Origin of the sequence: Paenibacillus sacheonensis, assembly GCF_009909195.1 — a bacterium.
Classification (GTDB): domain Bacteria; phylum Bacillota; class Bacilli; order Paenibacillales; family Paenibacillaceae; genus Paenibacillus_Z; species Paenibacillus_Z sacheonensis.
Window position 1 is genome coordinate 70,514 of sequence record NZ_JAAAMU010000014.1, and the last position, 20,230, is coordinate 90,743.

Genomic DNA, 20,230 nt, shown 5'->3' on the forward strand with positions numbered 1-20,230 from the left:
AGAAGCATAATTGTGTAACGAGTCTGGAGCATCATCCGCAGGTCAAGAACCGCCCCGCTTGCCACATCGAGCGAGGGCGGTTCTTTCGTTCATCCCGCGAACGTGAATCGCTCCCTTGCGGCAAGCGCTGCGCCGGTCGCGACCGCGTCTTCTTTGAGCGAACCCTTCGAGAAGACCGGCGTGTATTCGGGATAGTAGTAGGTGCTGCGGAGCGCAACCTCGATGGCGGTCTGATAAAAGCGTTCGTGCGAGCCGATCAACGTTCCGCCGAGAATGATCGTTTCGGGATGGAAGACGTTGATCAGATTGGCCAGGCCGATGCCGAGATGTCTGGCGGCCCGCAAGAACAGTTCAAGCACGCCTGGATTGCCGAGCTCGAGTTCTCTTAGCAAGGCATCATATCGGATGCGGTCCGGTTGTGCGCGATAGGCGGATCCGAACGTATCGCCTTTCAGTTTCGCGTCGGCCTGCGCCTGTTTCTCAAGCGCGAGCACGGATACGAACGCCTCCAATGCACCGTAATTCCCATGCTCCTGCAGCCTCGGGCCATCCGTCTGGATGATCATCTGTCCGATCGACCCTTCCATGTCAACGGAGCCGTGAATGATCCGGCCGTGCGACATCATGGCGGAGCGAAGGCTGACGCCTGCATGCACGTAAAGCATATGCTGGACCTTGTCGCGACGCAGCGCCCAGTGCTCGCCGATGAGCGCGGTGTTCGCGCCGTTATCCAGGCAGGCCGGAATCCCGCACGCCTCCTGAATCATGCGGCAGATGGGGACGTTGGACCAGCCTGAGGCCCGGAAATGCAGCGGGTGCAGGATGATTCCGCTCGAACGGTCCAGAGGCCCGACGGCACCGATTCCAATGCCGATGACTGCTTGCCGCGACAGACCGTGGTCCTTCAATAAAGCGTTGATTTGCCGGGCGGTATGCTGCACGAACCGTTCGGGCGTCATGTCTTCGTCCATTCGCCATCTGACGAAAGACTTGGCGTTCATCTGCATGTCGAATAACCCGAGGGAGGAGTAAAACCGCGAAATCTCCAGCCCGATCGTAAATCCGTAATCGGGATTGATTTCGTACAGAATCGGCTTTCTTCCGCCCGTCGAAGAGCCAAGCCCGGATTCCCTTATTCGTCCTTCCGAGACCAGTTCGTCCAGAAGCCGGTTCATGGTGCTGGTCGCGATCGTGAAGGCGGACAGCAGACCGGCTTTCGAGACGATGCCCTGGTCGGCAATATGTTGGTAAAGCATTCGTTTCGCGTTCAGCTTCGCATGAGGCGTTTCCATCGTTTATCCCAACTTATCGGATTGGATTTGATTGCGGTTCATAGATGTATCTTAGCGCAAGCAATAGGCAGGTTCAACTGAAATAGCATTTTGGAAAAAACCAAATGAATAAAAAGATCGCAAAATTCGGTCGGAATAGTCGGTGACGTAAAAATAAGCTGCATCTATATCCGGTATAAGAACGTTTGATGATAGAGATTAGGCAAACTTTATTCCAAAATGGAAAAAAGATAGTATAATAAGTCCGTAAACGTTAGGATGCTTATCCTGCGTCTGGGTTAGGGGGATTCGAAATGGTTCGAATGCGTGAGAAAGTCGTCTTGTTCTATCGTTTATTCTCGGTCTTCTTTCGAATCGGGCCTTCTACATTCGGCGGCGGTTACGCCATGATTCCGATCATGGAGAAGGAGATCATCGTGAAACGCGGCTGGCTGACCCCGGAAGAAATGGGAAACGCGATCTCCATCGCGGGATCGGCGCCGGGCGGCGTCGGCATCAATGCGGCCGCGTTTATCGGTTACCGGGTTGCCGGCATGCCGGGCGCCGTCGCCGCCGTTGCCGGCATGACGATGCCGACGTTCATCATCGTTTGCTTGCTGAGTCTTTTCTATTCCCTGTTCGCCCATCAGGCGAAGCTGGCCGCGGCGCTCAAGGGAATACACGGCGCCGTCATCGCGTTGATCTTTATTGCCGTCTTCAAGATGGCGAAGACGGCCTTGTTCGACCGGACGACGAAGCTCGTGGCCGCAGCGGCGCTCGGCCTGCTGTCGTTCACCTCCGTGAATCAGCTGGCGGTCATTATCGGGGGAATCGGAATCGGGATGATTGCCGTCGCGGTCAAAGAAAAGCTGGGCATCCGGGCGAGGACCGAGAAGGAAAGCCCGCCGCGTCAGGCTCAGGCGCTCGTGTATCCCGAATATTATATTTGAGTACTGGAGGGGGTCGCCGTGGCATCCCTGTCGGCATTGTTTATCGTGTTTATGAAGATCGGGTTGGTCTCGTTCGGAGGCGGTTATTCCGTGATCGCACTAATGGAACGGGAGGCGATCTCCCGCAGCTGGCTCGCGGAAGGGCAATTCCAGGAGCTTGTTTCCGTTGCGGGTACCGCGCCCGGACCGATCGCGACGAATGCGGCTACGCTCATCGGCTACGACGCAGCCGGCATCGGCGGGGCGATTGCGGCAACAGCCGGCATCGTGCTGCCTTCGCTGCTCATCATGATCCTCCTCGCTTCGGTGTGTTTGCGGTTATTCGACAAAAAGCTCGTCAAATCTTCCCTGTACGGCTTGCGTGCGGTCGTCACGGGGATCATCGCTTATTCGGCGCTGCACTTCGGTTTCTTGTCGCATCGGACGTCCTTCTTCACATGGCAGACGATCGCAACGCTGATGATCTGCGCGGGCGCGTTGATCGGAATCGTTCGGTTCAAGCTGCATCCCGTCATGATCGTGCTCGCATCCGGCTTGGCGGGCATTGTTTTGTTCTGATTCAAGCACCGCAATCCCGCCTTCTCGCGAAGCGGGATTTTTATTTGCCCGCGTCCGCGAACAAGATGGTATGATGCCAATAGATGGACGTTGTTGTCGAAAAAAGAAAGCAGGTGCCGTCCTGGACACTCGAATCGGGATGTCGACGTTATTGTTTATCGCGGCGGCGCTGATGGCGTTCGTGGCGCTCTTGTCATACCGCAGGCGGCATTTGCCCGTAGCCCGGACGATGGTGCTGATGATGCTGGCCGGCGCCTTCTACGCGCTGGGCTATGGCATGGAAGTGCTCGCCCGCAGCTTGGAGCAGGTGAAGCTGGCGCTTCAAATCGAATACATAGGCATTCCCTTCGTGACGACGTTATGGCTCTACCAGGCCATTCAATTTACGGGGACGGCCGAGCGGTCCCGCCGCAAGCTCGCGTTCCTGCTGTTCCTATTTCCTACCTTGCTGTTCGTTCTCCACTTCACCAACGACTGGCATCATCTTGTCTATGCGAGCTATTCGTTCAACGGCGACGGCTCCGTCCCGCTGTACACGACGGTCAAAGGCATCGGATACAACCTGCATGCCCTATATAGTTACCTCGTGCTGGCAGGGGGAATCGGTTTGTTCGTCGCGATGTACGTTCGGGCGCTGCCCGCCATTCGGAAGCAGATTTTGATTCTCCTGCTGGGCGCGTTCGCGCCGATGGCGTTCAACCTATTGTTCTGGTTCGGCGTCGAAATCGATTTTACTCCCTTCGGATTCGCGGTCTCGGGAATCGCGTATGCCTGGGGCATTCTCCGGTTTAACCTGCTGCGGCTTACGCCGCTCGCGCTTGCCAAGGTATTCGAGACGATCCGCGAGGGCGTCTTATTGCTGGATGGCGAGGGACGAATCGTTAGCTACAACGGCGCGGCCGCGCGGATTTTTCCCGAGCTCGGGTCCGTGCCGAAGTATCCCGCGCCAGCCGGCGGCATTCTGACCGGACATCCGAGCCTGCTGCGGCTCATCGCGGCCGACAGCGTCGACGACGAACGATTCCCGTTCCGTCGGCAGCTGGACGGTCGAACCCAGCATTACAGCTGCAGTTTGTCGATCATCTACGATGCGGGAACGATGCCTGTCGGTAAAATGATCATGTTCAACGACATCACGGAGCTGATCGAGAACGAGGCGCGCCTGCGCGAGAACGCGAGGCAGTTGTCCGAGCTGAACGCGTTCAAGGACAAGCTGTTCACCGTCGTCGCGCACGATATCCGCGATCCGATCGCGCTGCTCGTCAGCTTGACCGACCTGCTCGGGGACGAGCTGACCGCCGCCGACATCGAGCATGCCGACGTATTCGTCGAGCTTCAGGGCCAAGTGCAGAGCACCTACCATCTCGTCGATAATTTGCTGGATTGGTATCGCAGCCAGAAAGGCGCGGTCGCGTTCCGGCCGTCCGGCTGGAACGCGAGGCAGGTCGTGCTGCAGGCGATGTCGCTCGCGAGCTCCAAGGCGGGCATGAAATCGATTCGGATAACGGAACGGATCGATGCGAGCCTCGCGGTAGACGCGGACAAGGAAATGCTGGATCTCATTCTGCGCAACCTGCTCTCGAACGCGATCAAGTTCACGGGCATCGGCGGCGAGATCGAGATTGGCGCCGCGACGGAAGGCGATCGGATCGCGGTATTCGTGCGCGACAACGGCGCGGGCATCGACGACAAAACGTCGGAAATGCTCCGGCTCGAAGAGCCGTTCTCGAGGGCGCCGGTAGGCGGCGATTCCGGCGATACGAGGTTCGGCTTGGCGCTGGCCCGCGAATTCGTCCGCATTCACGGCGGCGCGCTGCGCTTCGAGAGCGAGCCTGGTACCGGCACGACGTTTACGTTCACGCTGCCGCGTGCAGACGCGAGGCGCCGATTCGGCGAAGGGGAGGAGCACGACGATGAAAGTCATATTGGTTGACGACGAGCCGATGATGCACCTGATCATGGGCAAGATGCTGGACAAGCTGCCGGGCGTCGAGGTGGCGGGCGCTTTCGCGAATACGAAGCAGGCTGCGGCTTTCCTGAACGAGCACGATGACATCGGACTTGCCTTCGTCGATATTTCGATGCCGGACGAGACGGGTATGGATTTCGCCGCGAAGATGGAGCAGGCGCGCTCGCAGGTGCAGATCGTCTTCGTCACGTCCCATAAGGAATTCGCGCTGGATGCGTACGAGCTGTCGGTCACCGATTATTTGGTCAAGCCGGTGTCGCAGGAGCGGCTGGAGCGGACGGTCAACCGAGCGCTGGCGACCCGCACGGCACTCGGAGCGCATGCTGCTTCGCAGCCGCCGGCCGTCTCGGCCGCGCCAAGGCTCGTGGTGACGACGCTTGGCGACGTGTCGATAGGCAGCGAATCACAGCGAGTGAAATGGATCTCGCGCAAATGCGCCGAGCTGTTCGCGTACTTGCTGCTCCACCGGGGCAAGCGGATTCCCCGTTCCAGGCTGGTGGCGGACATCTTCGGGGGCATGTACCAGGAGAATGCGGAAAACTATTTGAATACGACGGTCTACCAGCTTCGCAAATCTCTGGAACCGCTGGGACTGAGGGAATCGGTCCGCTCGGAGAACGACGGCTACTCGCTCGAGCTGCCGCAAGCGTTCATCGACTGCGCGGAGTTCGAGCGGCAAGCGCGGGCGCTCCAGAACATCGGTCCAGGCAATCTGGAGCAGGCGCTCCAAGTCGAGAGGCTGTATACGGGCGACTTGTTCGGGGACAAAGCGTACGTCTGGGCTATCCATGAAACGGAACGTTATGCCGATCTGTACGGGGCGTTCGTCATCCGCATCGCGGACGCGTTAATGGCCATGAACGATTCGGCGTCCGCGTCGAAGCTGTTATCGAAGTTGAACGAACGCAATCCGCTCGACGAGAATGTGATGCGGCTGCTGATGGCGATTCGCGGGACGACGGATGACCGCAAAGGGCTTATCGCCCTCTATAACGGCTATGTTCGCCTGCTCAGCCGGGAGCTGGGCATACGTCCGTCCGCGGAGCTGAGCGGTTACTACGACGGGTTGATCGCGAATTTCTCCGATAAGAAATAGCCGTCTTCGAGGTAGGCTTAGATACGGAAGATAGATGACGGAAGAAACACGAAGGAATGAAGAAGGAATGAAGAAGGATCGGCGAAAAGAGAGAAGAAGGAAAGGCGAGAAGAAAGACATATAAAAAGAATAAAGAGAGACAAATCGAAAGGCGAATAAAGAGGCGGATAAAAAGGTGATCAGAAAGCAAATGGAGCACGATAGAGCTTAAAAAGAGCACGAGTAGAAGTGCTCATAGAGACCAAGCAAAGCCCAACTAGAAAGCAAATACAAGTCCGAATTCAAAGGCAAAAGTTCGCGAAACCCAGTCCGGGCGCGGTTTTTGTCTTTTTTTGTCTAAATCTTTCATTATTCTTTTAGTGACGGATAGTAGAATCGGAGCATAAAGGCTATGAATCCGTCATCGACGGAGGGATCGACGAGAGGGGAATACGTTATGGGTGTCATCGGGTACGGAAAGCGGTCGAAGCGCTTCATTCATTGGCTCGTCATCGTGAGTCTCGTCTGCGGCTTGATTGAGCCGGGGACCGGATATGCGAATGCGGCGGAGACGGAAGGCGTTTCGTCCGCGCCTACGGACATACGAGGCCATTGGGCGGAGCGCACGCTGACCGAATGGCTGGGAAAGGGATACATCGAAGGGTTCGACGACGGCATGGTCCGTCCGGATGCGAGCATCTCGCGGATCGAATTCGTCGCGCTCGCAAACCGGTTGTTCGCGTATAAAGGCGGAGCGGGCTCGTCGTTCAAAGACGTGTCCGCAAGCGCGTGGTACGCATCCGACGCGGCCGCGGCCGCCGGGGAGGGTTACGTCTCCGGATTTCCGGACGGAACGTTTCGTCCGAACCGGACGCTGACCCGCGTCGAAGCGGCATCGATGCTGGCGAAGCTGGTGCCGGCACTCGTTCGCGAGGACACGGACCCGCTTGCCGCGTTCAAGGACCAAGGCAGCGTGCCGGCTTTCGGCCGTTATGCGCTCGGTGCCGCGCTCGATGCGGGGCTCGTGACCGGCTATCCGGACCATACGCTGCGTCCTGGGGCCAGCATGTCGCGGGCCGAAGCGGTCGTCGTGCTGGATCGGATCTTGAAGCAGTCGGTTCCGAACGCAGCGGGAGGCATCGTCGTTCCCGCGAAGCAGCTGCGGGAGGCTGGTACGTATGGACCTTCATCCGGCACGTTCGCCGTTGCGGGAGATCTAACGATCGATGTTCCCGGCGTCACGCTTCGCAACGTGATCGTCGAGGGCAGCTTGACGATCGGTCCGGCGGTCGGGGACGGGGACGTCTTCTTGGAAGGCGTCACCGTGAACGGCACGACGGCCATTAACGGAGGCGGCGAGCACAGCGTGCATATCGACGACTCCAAGCTTGGTACCGTGGTCGTGGAGAAGAAGGACGGACGCATCCGCGTCGTCGTCGACGGCTCCACGGTCATCGAGCAGATGGACGTTCGGACGGATGCGCGGATCGAATCGAATGGGACGGCGCCGGCTGCCGGCATCGAGGGCATCTCGATTACCGCTGACGGGGAAGTCTCGTTAACCGGCAAATTCGCGTTCGTCGAAATCAAGAGCGACGTGAAATTGATCGTCGAAGCGGGTTCGATCGACCGATTGGTCGTGAACGAGACCGTCGGCGGGACGACGGTGACATTGAACGGCGGCGTCAAAGTCGCGCATGCGGAGCTGCACGGCACGACGAGCGTGCGAGGCGCGGGCGAGATCGCCCAAGCGCTCGTGGATGCGCCCGGCGTCGTGTTCGAGACCGAGCCGCTCCAAGTGGACAAGACGGAGCGCGGCGGCAAGGATGCCGGCGCGCCGATCGGCGGAGGCGGCGGGGGCATCATCATTCCGCCGGACCCGACGGGACCGACGACGGTGAACGTGGCGGTAACCGCGAATCAAGCGGGCGTCTCCGGCTTCAAATTGAATTTCAGCACGGCGGTGACGGGCTTGACGTCGTCCGCGGTCACATTGCAAGACATCGGCGGGCAGTCCGTCACGGTGGGATCCGTGGCGACTTTGGACGGCGGTTTATCGTACGGAGTCGTCGCCGCGTTAGTGCAAGGCGAGACCTATACGGTCGCATTGGCCAAAACCGGCTACGATTTCGGCAGCGCCGTCACCTTCTCGGTGCAGGCAGCGCCTCCGCAGACGATACATGTGAACGCGAATGTCATGGATATCTCGGTTGTCGGTTTCAAGGTCGTATTCGACCAAGCGGTAACCGATCCTGCGTTTACGTTAAAGCAGGCCGGCAATCCGGTCGGGATCGCGGACGCAGTCGCTTCGGATAACGGACGTTCGTATACGCTCGCGGCTGCTTTGGCCGAGGATGGCACGTATACCCTCGCCGTTGCCAAACCAGGCTATGATTTCGGCACTCCCAAATCCGTATACGTGCCGGTCACGACGCCGGAAACCGTTCCGGTGACGGCTTCGGTTAGCGCCGTCTCCGAAACCGGGTTTACCTTGTCGCTGAGCGGCGCGGTCGACGGCTTGTCCGCCGGCGACTTCAGCTTGACGGACGCGCTCGGCGCGCCGATCGGTTTGACGGCAGCGACGGCCGACGGAGGCGCGACGTACGCCATAGCCGCGATGCTTGCAGCCGGATCGTCTTACGCGCTGGCCATAACCAAGTCCGGTTACGGCTTCGGCGCGGCGCTTGCGGTCGTCGTGCCCGGCGTGCCCGGCACCGTCGTCGTGTCGCCGTCCGCGAGCGGCATTACGATGGCTGGCTTCCTGTTGTCGATGGACCGAACCGTACCCGACATGGAGCCGCTCAGCTTGGAGCTGAGGAACGGCGATAACGATCCGGTCGGCATCGACATGCTGAGCGCGGTCGTCGCGGGATCGCAGTATGAAGTATGGGCTTCGCTGGACATGAACGAGACGTACACACTGACGTTGAACAAGGAAGGATATGCATTCGATGCGCCTGTCGCCATCGAGGTGGTCCCCGAGCGAATGAACGCGTCGGTGAGCCAAGTGTCCCACGGTTCGTTCCGATTAACGTTCGAAACGCCGCTCAGCGGCTTAACCGTCGAACAGATCGCCCTTAAGGATGCGAGCGGGCAACCTATTGCGATCTCCGGCATCCGAACGGAGGACGGAGGCGCAGCCTGGAGCATCGATGCCGATATGACAGCGGCGGGTACCTACGCCTTCCGCGTGGAGACGCCGGACGGCAAGTATGCCGAAGGCGACGTCGTCGTTCCGGAGACGATCGCGGTCGGCAGGTACGCCACGATGATCGGACCGTACAGCCCGCAGTATACCGGGTATACGGTTCATTTGGACCGGGCGGTTCCGGGACTGGACGCTTCCCGTTTCTCGCTCGTTAATGCGAACGGGGATCCGATCGTCGCGACAGCGGTGACTACGGCGGACAACGGCTTGACCTACACGCTGCAGACGACGGAAATCAATGCAGGCGGACCCTTCACGCTCGGCGTAACCGCGCCCGGCTACGATTTCGGTCCGCCGGCGATCATCGTCAGCGCGACGCTGAATCCTTGGAACGCGAGCCAGCGCCCGCCGCAGTTCATGGCCGGGTTTAATCCGGCCGTTCCGAATATGACGAAGGACAACTTCCGGGTCGTTGACGAAACGGGAGCCGACGTCGAGGTCGTCGAAGTCGTCTGGGATGCGCAAATGCATCTCTACATCGGCAAGTTCGCCGGCTCGAACGGGCATACGTATACGTTATCGGCCCATGCCGAAGGCTACGACTTCGGTGCTCCGAAGCCGATTCGGGTCGCGGCGCGCAACCAGCTCGCGGCGGTGTCGGCGACGGGCGTGACGCTCAGCCTGAACCCGCCGCTGACGCTGGATACGTCCAGCGCGTTCACGCTGAAGACGCTTGACGGCGTCACCGTCCCGATCGGCTCGGTTACGACCGACGATGGCGGGGCTACGTACCGGATTTCGGCGAGCCTGGCAGGCGGGGAGTACATGCTGAGCATGGACGCCGATGCCGATCCGAATCAGTTCTATATCAACATCCCGATCCTCTCGACGATCGCGGTCGATGCGATCGGCAGCGACGGCTTGACGGTCACGCTGGATCGCCCGAATAGCGGCTTATGGACGGGCAGCTTCCAGCTGTCGAATACGTCGACCGGAGATCCGGTGACGATTACGTCGGCCGCGACGTCGGACGACGGCCATTCGTACCGGTTGAACGCCGAATTGCCGGGAGGCGCCTATAACCTGAAGCTGCTCGGGCATTTGCCGGAAGCCGGCGTCTCGTTCCAAGTGGCAGATACCGTCGACGCGGGTTCGACGACGATCTCGCGGATTACGAACGCGGGCTTCGACCTTTCCTTCGCGAACGCGATTCCGGGTTTGCTGCCGGCGAACGTGGATATCCGGGACGCGGCCAACGGTCGGCTCAGCGGGGTCACGCTGGCAACCGACGATAACGGCGCGACTTACCGCGTTCGCGTCCAGCTGGTATCGAACCAAGACTATACGGTGACGTTGACGAAAGCGTTCGCCGTATTCCAATCGCCGGTCGCGTTCCACGTCAATCGCTTCATTACGGGCAGCGTGACGGACGTCACGACAGGCGGACATTTGATTCTGAGATTCTCGCCCGCATTCCCGGAGATCGAGAACTATCTCGGCTTGATCCTGAAGGACGAGAACGGGCAAACCGTGTATCCGAACGGGTTCGAGTCTTCCGATAACGGGGCCAGCTACCGAGTAGCCGTCCCGGGCGGATTCCACCCTGGCGGCAATTATACGTATGCGCTCGAACTGGACGGCTTCGAAATGAAGCCCGTCGCGTTCGTCGTGCCGCCGTCGATGACGGTATCAAGCGCGTCGGTCTCCGGCGTAACCGTCGCTTTCGCAGCTCCGATCGCTGGCCTGCTGCTTCGCAATTTCGTTATTCGCGGAGCGCAAGGCGAGATCATTGCCATGACGTCCGCGGCGACCAGCGACGGCGGTTCGACGTATACGATCGCGGGCACGCTCGCTTCCGGCAAGGCGTATACGGTTCAATACAAGCCGGATGCCGCGTCGCAAGTGAACGAACCGGTTCCGTTCGTCATCACGAAGCTCGTTACGGCAGCGGTATCGAATCCGACGGCTTCGAGCTTTAAGCTGCAATTCAATGCGCGAATCGCGAACTTGCTGCCTGGCCAGCTCGTCCTGCGAAATCCGGACGGCAGCCGAATCGCCGTGAACCAATATACGCTCGCGACCGCGGACCAGGGATTATCCTATAAGGTCACGATGTCCATGGTTCAAGCGGGCGAAGGATATACGGTCGACTTGGCGAGAGACGATTATAAGCTCGCATCCCCGGTATCGTTCAACGTGCCGGTAACGGCGCAGACGCGGCTGCTCGGCACGCAGCCGAACTTGATCGCCGTCCAAGTGTTCCCGGACATGCCGAATCTCACGGCCGCCAACTTCACGCTGGTGGACGGGACGGGGCGTACGGTCGCGATTGCCGCCGCTTATCAGGGAGGCGCGATCTACCACCTGACGGGCGTCTTCGATCCGAACCTGACGTACACGCTGAAAACGACCGTACCCGGCTATGCGTTCGGCGATCCGATACCCGTCGCGTACGTCGTGAAAGTCGATGCGATCGTGCTTCGGCAAAATCAATCGGGCTTCACGTTGAATCTGAGACCGGCGCTTCCGGGGCTGACCGCGAGCGATTTCCGTCTCTCGGACGCTGGAGGCAATACGGTGGCGATCACGTCCGCCGCGACGTCGGACGATGGGCTGTCGTATCAAATCCAAGCCGCATTGACGGCCGGCAAAACGTATACCGTGTCGACGACGAAGGCCGGCTACGCGGTCGTCACGTCGGATCCGTTCTCGCTTACGTCCAAGAAAGCGTCGATCGATCGCGTGTCCGTTCACGGATTCAAGCTGAACTTCACGTCGCCGACTGCGCTGCTCGATACCGACCTGGCGTTGACGAACGGGCAAGGCCTTCCGGTGAAGGCGACCTTCGTCTCGTGGGACGGCGGGCTGACGTACCAAGTCGACGCCGAGCTGGCGGCAGGCGTTCCATACTCGCTGTCGATCAACAAGATGGGCTACGATTTCGGCGCGCCGCTGCCGTTCTCGCTCCAAGCGGTCGTTCCGACGTTCGGGGGCACCGAAGCGGGGAACGTAAACGCCTTTACGCTGAGCTTCGATCAGCCCGTACCGGGATTGCGCGCGAGCGACTTCGTCATCATGCGCGAAGGGTGGGGCCAGCCGATTCCCGTACAGCAAGCAACGACGGAAGACGGCGGTTCCACGTATCTGATCGAGACGACGTTCTGGGGCGCGGCGCATTACACCGTTCTTCCGAAGAAGGACGGCTACGACTTCGGGGCGCCGGTCGCCATGGACGTTCCCGTTGCGGCGAGCGCGGCCGTGCTTCGATCGGGTGCGACGTATATAGACGTCGGTTTGAATCCGGCAGTTCCGGGCTTAAACGCCTCGAATTTCGTATTGAAGGACGATAACGGCAGTGCGCTTAGCGCAACCGCAGCCGTTTCGACCGATGACGGGGCGACGTACCGCATCACCGCGGCATTCGTCGGCGGCAGGACGTACACGGTCCAGCCGGTCAAGCGAGGCTACGACTTCGGCGTGGAGACATCCGTATTCTTCCCGACCGTCATCGCGGTCGAACAAGCCGGAGTGAACGCAGGCCAATTGAGCGTGAGATTGTCCCCCGCCGTCGGCGGCTTGCCGGCAAGCGCCTTCTCGCTCCGGAATTCCGGCGGCGGGCTCGTTCCGATCGAATCGGTCGACGAGTTGAACGGCGGTCTGGCTTACGCGCTGCAGGGCTCGTTGACCGAAGGCGAGACGTACGCGCTTACGATCCGCGCGGACGGCTATGACTTCGGAAGCGCGTTGCCGGTGAACGTGCCGATCACCGTTGGCATGAACGTTGCCGATCTTCGGGTCAATGGATTCGACGTCATGCTTGATCAAGCCGTTGCAGGCTTACTGGCCGGCAGCTTCGAGCTTACGGACGATCAAGGCGCTTCGGTCACGGTTCAATCCGTCACCGCGGTTAATGGCGGCGAACGGTATCATGTGGATGCAGCGCTGACGGAAGGCAAGGCCTATACGCTGGCGTTAACGCGCGGCGGCTATGATTTCGGCATCGGACGGCAATGGTTCGTTCCGGTGTCCGTCGCGGCGACGTTGAAATCGGCCAGCGCTGCCGGGATCGCGATTGGGTTCCAGAGCGCGGTTGCCGGACTGACGAAGGGCAGCTTCGCATTGCTGGACGCAGAGGGGAACGCCATCGGTCTGCGATCGGCGACGACTTCCGATGACGGCATGACCTATGAGATCGCTGCCGATCTCGTGGATGGCAAGCATTATACCCTAACGGTCACGGCTTCCGGTTACGCGTTCTCGGCGCCGGTCGCAATTGACGTTCGAACCGCTGCGGTATCTAACGTGACGGCTTCCGGCTTCAAGCTCGGCTTTAGCGCGGCCGTACCGAATCTGAGCCCGTCGCTCGTCCGACTGAAGGACGGCAGCGGCAACGCGATCGCTTTGAACGCGAGCACCTTCTTCGACGAGAATCCGAGTTCGCCGAACAAGGGCAAATCGTACGCGGTGCTCGTGCCGATAACGGCGGGCGTCGTCTATACCATCGAAGTGCTGGATCCGGCGCATCCGACGACGGGATCGTCCGAAGTCATCTTGCCGATCCGGGTTCAAAGCAGCGTCGCTCGGGCTAACGCGAACGGCATTACAATATCGATTACTCCTGCGCAGGTCGCCTTGCTCCCGGCGGATGTGACGATCGAGACGGCAGCGGGCGAGCGCATTCCCGTCTCGGCCGTCGTGCCGGGGACGGCGGCAGGTCAATTCATCGTGCAAGCCCCGCTCTCGGAAGGCAGTACGTACAAGCTGGCCTTTGCGAAAAAAGGCTACGCGTTCGCTTCGGTCCTAACCGCGTATGTGCCGATCATGGCCGTCGCGGCCGTGCAGTCCGTAAACGAAAGCGGCTTTACGATTACGCTGAACGCGCCGGTTCCCGGCCTGTCCGTCACGCTGATCGACAGCCTCGGCAATAACGTTACGCCGGTAACGGTCACGGCTTCCGACGAAGGTCTCGGCTACAAAGTCGCCGTCAACCTCGGCTATAATCGCGATTTCACGCTCAAGCTGAGCAAGACCGGCTATGATATCGGCGGCGATCGCATCGTTAACAACATCAGCTCCGCGCCGAAGCTCGTCGCTGCGACGTCCGACGAGAGCGGGAAGAACGTGATTCTGACCTTCGACAAACCGATGAAGCCGACGGATTCCGCTTCGTTCTCGGTGAAGATCGACAACCAGTGGCAGAGCAACGTGAGATCCGCGCTCGGATCCGATCCGACCACGATCATCTTGACGTGGAGCGGGACGGGCAGGGTGATCGGCGCTGCGAATACGGCGTTGGTCGCTTATGCCGGCGTCAACCGCGTGCAGGCGGTGAACCTGCTGTTCCTGCCGACATTCGGCGAGACGCCGGTCGCGAATGCCGCCACGGTTCAAGGCTTCGTGTCGAGCAGCGCGGTCAACGATTCCTCCGCCGTATATCCGGCGCAGGTGCTTCGCGGTCAATACGGGATGACGGCAATGGAAGCGATCAAAGCGCTCAGAGATGGCGGCTTCACCGTCGCCTCGTATACGAGAGCCGTCTATGCCGTATACGAATTGTCCAAGGCGGCGATTATCGGGCTGTTCGGCGAGATGGAAGCCGACGCGACGACGATGCTGCAAGGACAGGATGCCATGTTTGACCCCAGCTACCCTTTCTATGAAAAAGATATGATCGCGGCGGGCTACGCGCCGTCCGAGTTCGGACCGTTCCTTCGCAAGCATGGCAAGACGGGCAAGCAAGCGGCGGGCCAGTTGAAAGCCGCCGGCGCCTCCGCGTCCGACGTCGCATCCATGCTGCGGTCGGCGTACGCGGAGACGGCCGAAAGCGCGGCTTCGATTTTGAAAGCTGCCGGTTATGGGCTGCAAGAAGCCGCGGCCGCCGTTCAATCCGCATACGAGCTAAGCGGCGCGAGCGCGATCCGCGCCTTGAAAGCCGCGGGCTGGCAAGCGGCGGAAGCTGCCGCCGCGATGAAGGCGCAGCTGTCCGAAGGAGCTGCGGCGATGGCGAAAGCATTGGCCGAAGCGGGTTATGCGGCTGCCGCGATCGGCGGCGCGGTCGCGCAGGCGTACGCGTTCGACGACGCCGGTACGGCCGCAGCGGTATTCGTCCAAGCCGGCTTCTCCGCATCGGATACGTACGGCATCGTTCGCGGGTCGTTCCCGCAGGCCGACACGGCCAAGGCGATGCTGGAAGCAAGCATCTCCTCCAGAGCAGTGGCCCAAGCCGTCTTGGAAGCAGGCGACGGCCCGGCTGTCGTCATCCAAGCGATGAAGACGGTTCGCGCGGATGATCAAATGATCGCCATAACGATCAAGGAAGCATGGGGGATGACCGGTTCGGCGGCGAGCGATGCCATGAAGGCGTTCGGCGCGAACGGCTACGACTTGGCGAACCGTGCAGGCTTGCTGCTTCTCGCCTACGAAGCGGACATACCGGCGGCCGTCGGCGCGCTTTACGATGGCGCGACGAACGAGGAACGCAATCATCTGCTGCGTTATTTGGTGAAGGGCGGTTACGATCCCGTCGCGACGGCTTCATACTTCCTGCGCAACGTCCGGGGCACCGGCCGAAGCTCCGTCCTGAACGAGCTGAAGCTGGCGGGATTAACGACTTCGCAGGCGCTCAAGACGCTGCATGACGCTATTATGCAAGACGGAGCGGCGTTCGGCCTCAATGACGCGCTGCAAATACTGAGCGGCGATTACGCCAACCGATATACGGCTGCCGATGCGATTGCCGGACTGCTGGCCGCTTTTGCCGGCGATTCCGGAACGGCGCTCGACATGAATGCCGTGGCGGCTGCCGTTTACCCGACTCGCTTGTGGGACAAGTACGACATCGCGGTCGCTTTGAAGAGCGTAATGGGCATGAACCTGCAGCAATGGATCGCGCTGGAACGGACGAACGCGATGCCGGGCTGCCCTTGCAGCGTGACCACGATTCGTCAGGACGCGCAATATTTGTACAGCGGAACGACGCTGGAGGATTTGACCGTCGCGATGAGCTTATCCGGGCAATTCACCCTCGACGAACTGATCGACGGGACGATCGGCGCTTACGGGTACTCCGGCGCGGGACAAGCGCTGCCCTACTTGACTTCGGCGCTGAAGAACGCCGGCTACGCCTTCGAGGACGTCGCCGCATCGTTCGACCGCAGGGGCTGGTCCGAATGGATTCTGGCCTTCAGCCGGTACGGCATCGCGGCGAGCGACGTCGCGGCTTACCTGATCGGCAAGCAGGAGACGATGGATCAAGTGATTCGCAAGCTGTCGCCGTATTCGCTTCGCGATATCGCGCTCGTGCTTCGCGAAAATTACGGTCTATCGGACGTGGACGCATCGACGGCCATGATCGCCGGTACGGGCGAACCGTCGGACGACATCGCCGCGGCCATCGCCTGGGCGTACGGCAGCGACCCGATCATGCTTTGGATCCAGACGCTTCGCGCGCAAGGAGCTACGGCGACGTCCGTCATCAACACGCTGGCTGCCCGTTATCCGGCCTACCGGACGTACGACGCGCTCGGTCCGGCGCTCATCAAAGGCGGCTTCAGCCGCGACGAAGTCATCCAAGGCTTAATCGTTCGCTTCTCGTACGGCAGTAATTTGCAGGGCACGATCAAGCTGATTCAGTCCTTGTACGCGCAGCAGCAAATCACGATCGCGCAGCTGCTGACCGCGTCCGGCAGCGTAACGCCCGAGAGCGGCATCGATTTCTTGGCGCTGGGCGGCTACAAGCTGTCCGACATGGCCGGAAGTTTGAAAGAATTCTACGGGTTGAATGCCGGCGAAGCCGCTTACGCGCTTTCGAAGAGATACCCGAATAACGTGAACGAGGTATTAATGGCGCTATCGTCCGTGTATGGACAGACGATCGAGACGACGATGGCGGAGGCGCTGGATGCCCAAGGCATCACGACAGTAGAAGCGGCCGTCGATTACTTGCGGAACGCCGGCTTCGGATTCCGCGATATCGCGGCCGTGGCCAAGGAACGCTTCGCCCGCGGCGCCGGACAGATCGCCGCCTTGTTCGCCGCGAACCATACGGTCGATACGAATGCGGTCGCAACGACGCTGGCTTCGCTATTCGGCCAATCCGTCGAGTCCGTCGTTCACGACTTGCTGGAGGCGCAGGGATCGACTTCGTACGCGGCAGCGATTACGTTCATGAACCGGGCGAATTTCAGCCTGGCGAGCATCGTGAAGCTGGCGAAGAACGAATACGACCTCTCGTCGGGAAATGCGCTGCAGGCGTTGGTCGCCTCGGGCTTGTATCCGCAAACGAACGTCGTCGGCACCGTTGCAGACGTGTACGGAAGCGGTCAGAGCGAGACGATCGTCGAATCGCTGGCCGCTAACGGCTTGAATACGTTCGAACAAGCAGTGCCGTATTTGAAGAAAATGTACTTCGGACTGAGCGCGCTCGCGCGTGTCGGCAAAGAACATTACGGCTTGACGAGCGGGGAGACGATCGGCGTGCTTGCCGTGACGACCGAGTATTCCTCTCCGGAGATCGACGCCGCCGTCCAGAACGTCTATGGGCAAACGCTGCAGCAGACGCAGCTGAGCACGTTGACCGGGATGGGCGTCGCGAGCTTCGCGGATGCGATTCCGCGGCTGCGTGCGCTCGATTTCGCCCTGCGGGACATCGTATTGGCGGCCAAGACGTATTACGGGCTGTCGGCCGGCAAGACGGCTTACGATTTGCTCCATGACGGGCATCTCGGCGCATCGGATGTCTTGAACGAGATCGCCGAGCTCTACGGGCAGCCGATCGACCAAAGCCTCGAGGATCTGCTCGACGAGAGCGGACTGGCAACGATCGGGGAGGCCGCGCCTTTCCTGCGCTCCCTGGGTTACGCGATGCAAGACGTAATCGAAGCTTCCCGTTCGTACTACGGCAACGGGGCGGACGTCACGATCGAAGCGCTGATCGCCGCCTATCCGGACAGCGACAGCGTGATCGAGTGGGCCGTGCATCAGCAATACGGCGAAGGCGGGCAATCCTCGGCCGCGCAGGCTGCGCGGGATTCCTTGCAAACGGCCGGCATTACGGACGCGGCAGCGGCGATCGCGCATCTATGGAATGCGGGCTTCTCGTTCTATGACATCGCGGGTCTGCTCAAGACCGACTTCGGTCAATCCGCGGCAGCCGCGGCGAAGCTGTTCCTGGCCGGAGGTTCGTTCGAGCCGGCGGCGATCGTCGGCGGAATCGGCGCCGCATACGGAACGACGTACGATTCGGCGTTCGTGGAGGCGTTGAAGACGGACGGCGCTCTGACCTCGGAACGATTCGTATCGTTGATGAACGAAAGCGGTTATCGGGTCGCTTACATCGCCCAGTCGTTAAAGTCGAACTACGGCAAGACGAACGCGGAGACCAAAGCGATGTTGACGGCACTCGGCCAATACAGCGCGGCCGCGATTCAATCGACCGTCGACCAGGCGTACGGATCGGATGCGACATCCGGCACGCTGCAGGAAGCGCTTGATCTATTCGGTATTAAGACGGCGGACGGCGCCGCGGCATTCCTTCGCCAGCAGAATGCCCCGGTCAACGACGTCGTGCAATACCTGAAGGATGCGTACGCGCTCGGAGCCGACCAGACGACGGCGATGCTCTCGCCTTATTACGGCAAAACGGAGCTGGGTCTCGCGGTCGTCGCGATTTACTACGGCGATAAGAACATCGGCTATTTGACCAAAATGATTCCGCCGGACAAAACGTCCACGCCGAACAGCGTCGCGGTCTATATGAGCGACAAGTTCAGTGCGACGGATATCGTACTTGCGCTGAAGGTCATTTTCGGACTGGATGCATTAGGGGTTACCGACGCCATTCGGAACGAAGTCATCCCTGCGGACAAAGTTCGCGCGGCCGTGGCCGAAGTGTTCGGCGCGGATCCCTTGTACGCGTACTTGAAGCGGATCAAGGACAAGGGCGGCAACGCGAATGACGTCGCGGCGGAATTGGATCGCCGGGGCGTACTGGAGACGGCCGGCGCGAGCTATCTGATCGACACGCTGGCTAGCCTCGGCTTCGATAACGCCAGCATTTTGAAGATGAGGTACAACTACTTCAACCGCTCCCGCCAGAACGCGGGAACGAACGAGGAGCAGGGGGCGCAATTGGTCCGCCTCGACGTGAATACGCCGGAAGCGATCGTCGCGTTCATCCGTACGGCGAGCGCGTCTCCGATCGATACGATCGCGATCGTGCGAGCCGGCTTGCCGAACGCCGACATGACGGCGATCGCCCGGGCCATGTACAAAGCGGGGTACGAGATACGCGCGCTTATGGGCGCCCTGAGTTTCTACGGCGAGCACGGAGACGGCGTCGCGGCGCTGCTCAGGACGTTCGGTTTATCGGTACAGGATGCGCTGCTTTACTTGCGCGACCGTTCAAGCGACGATCAGCTTCGCTGGCTGATTCGCGACGGATATTCGCCTTCCGAGTACCTGCGGTACATGAACATCCGGTCCGATAACACGATCGCGATTCTCAAGGAGAACGGATATACAGCGGAGCAGCTCGGCACGCTGCTCGGGAATATGAACACGGATTTCTTCGCCATCGCGGACGCGCTATATCACGGCGGCTTTACGAACGTTCCCGATCTTACCCGGGCATTGATCGCCGGTCGCAGCCGCGTCGTTTGGATTCCGATGTATTTGGACGAGATCGGCGGCTGGACGCTGCAGGAAGTCGCGCAAGGGATGCTCGATTCGGGCTTGATCTCGCTGGTCGAGCTGGTCAGCGCGCTTCAGATGGCGAACGGCAACAACTTGAAGGATACGTACTTGATCATCAAAGCCATCTCGGCGAAGGAAAGACAAGCCTTCTACGACGAGCTGAGCACGCCGGAGAGAGCCTTGATCGACGACAACGAAGTCGCGGTATTGGTCGCGATCTCCACGTTCCGGGAAGCCGGTATCAGCATTACGAACGTTGCCCTGCAGCTCCGGAATACCGAAGTCATCGGCTTCCAGGACGGAGCCAAGCTGATGGGCCTAGGCGGATTCAACGTCGGCGACATCCTCTCGACGGTATGGGACGTGTATCGCGACGAGATCGGCATCATGATCATCCAGAAGATGATCGAGAAAGTCATCGGCAATTATTTCGCCGAATTCAAGAACTACATCAGGCTGATCAAGATCGTGACGAAAATCGTGAAAAGGTACGCGTAATACACAAAAAGCGGCACGCAGGGAGAATTCCCGCGCGCCGCTTTTTTCTGATTATCAGCTATGTTACTT

At 60.2% G+C, this 20,230-nt stretch carries 6 protein-coding genes; 5 read left to right on the top strand and 1 reads right to left on the bottom strand.

Going from position 1 to position 20,230, the window contains the following annotated elements; translation table 11 throughout:
* Positions 1 to 89 precede the first annotated feature (89 nt).
* Positions 90 to 1,292, bottom strand: coding sequence for an ROK family protein (locus tag GT003_RS22820; protein WP_161702204.1), 1,203 nt, complete (start codon positions 1,290 to 1,292; stop codon positions 90 to 92).
* 293 nt (positions 1,293 to 1,585) lie between these two features.
* On the opposite strand from GT003_RS22820, the gene GT003_RS22825 reads away from it, so the two are divergent.
* The 5 genes from GT003_RS22825 to GT003_RS22845 all read left to right on the top strand — a co-directional run bounded on the left by GT003_RS22825 (position 1,586) and on the right by GT003_RS22845 (position 20,161).
* On the top strand, positions 1,586 to 2,221 hold the full coding sequence (locus tag GT003_RS22825; RefSeq protein WP_161702206.1) for a chromate transporter: 636 nt from the start codon (positions 1,586 to 1,588) through the stop codon (positions 2,219 to 2,221).
* 18 nt (positions 2,222 to 2,239) lie between these two features.
* Positions 2,240 to 2,779, top strand: a complete 540-nt coding sequence (locus GT003_RS22830) for a chromate transporter (RefSeq protein ID WP_338046011.1) — start codon at positions 2,240 to 2,242, stop codon at positions 2,777 to 2,779.
* Between the two features lie 139 nt (positions 2,780 to 2,918).
* Positions 2,919 to 4,712 (top strand): sensor histidine kinase, encoded by a 1,794-nt coding sequence (locus GT003_RS22835; protein WP_161702208.1) that lies wholly within the window; start codon positions 2,919 to 2,921, stop codon positions 4,710 to 4,712.
* Entirely contained in the window at positions 4,693 to 5,844 is a 1,152-nt protein-coding gene (locus tag GT003_RS22840) for a response regulator (protein ID WP_161702209.1), read from the top strand. Before GT003_RS22835 ends, GT003_RS22840 begins: the two co-directional genes overlap by 20 nt.
* Positions 5,845 to 6,235: 391 nt before the next feature.
* Positions 6,236 to 20,161: an S-layer homology domain-containing protein gene (locus GT003_RS22845; RefSeq protein WP_161702211.1), complete on the top strand. Its 13,926-nt coding sequence runs from the start codon at positions 6,236 to 6,238 to the stop codon at positions 20,159 to 20,161.
* Positions 20,162 to 20,230: the final 69 nt, after the last annotated feature.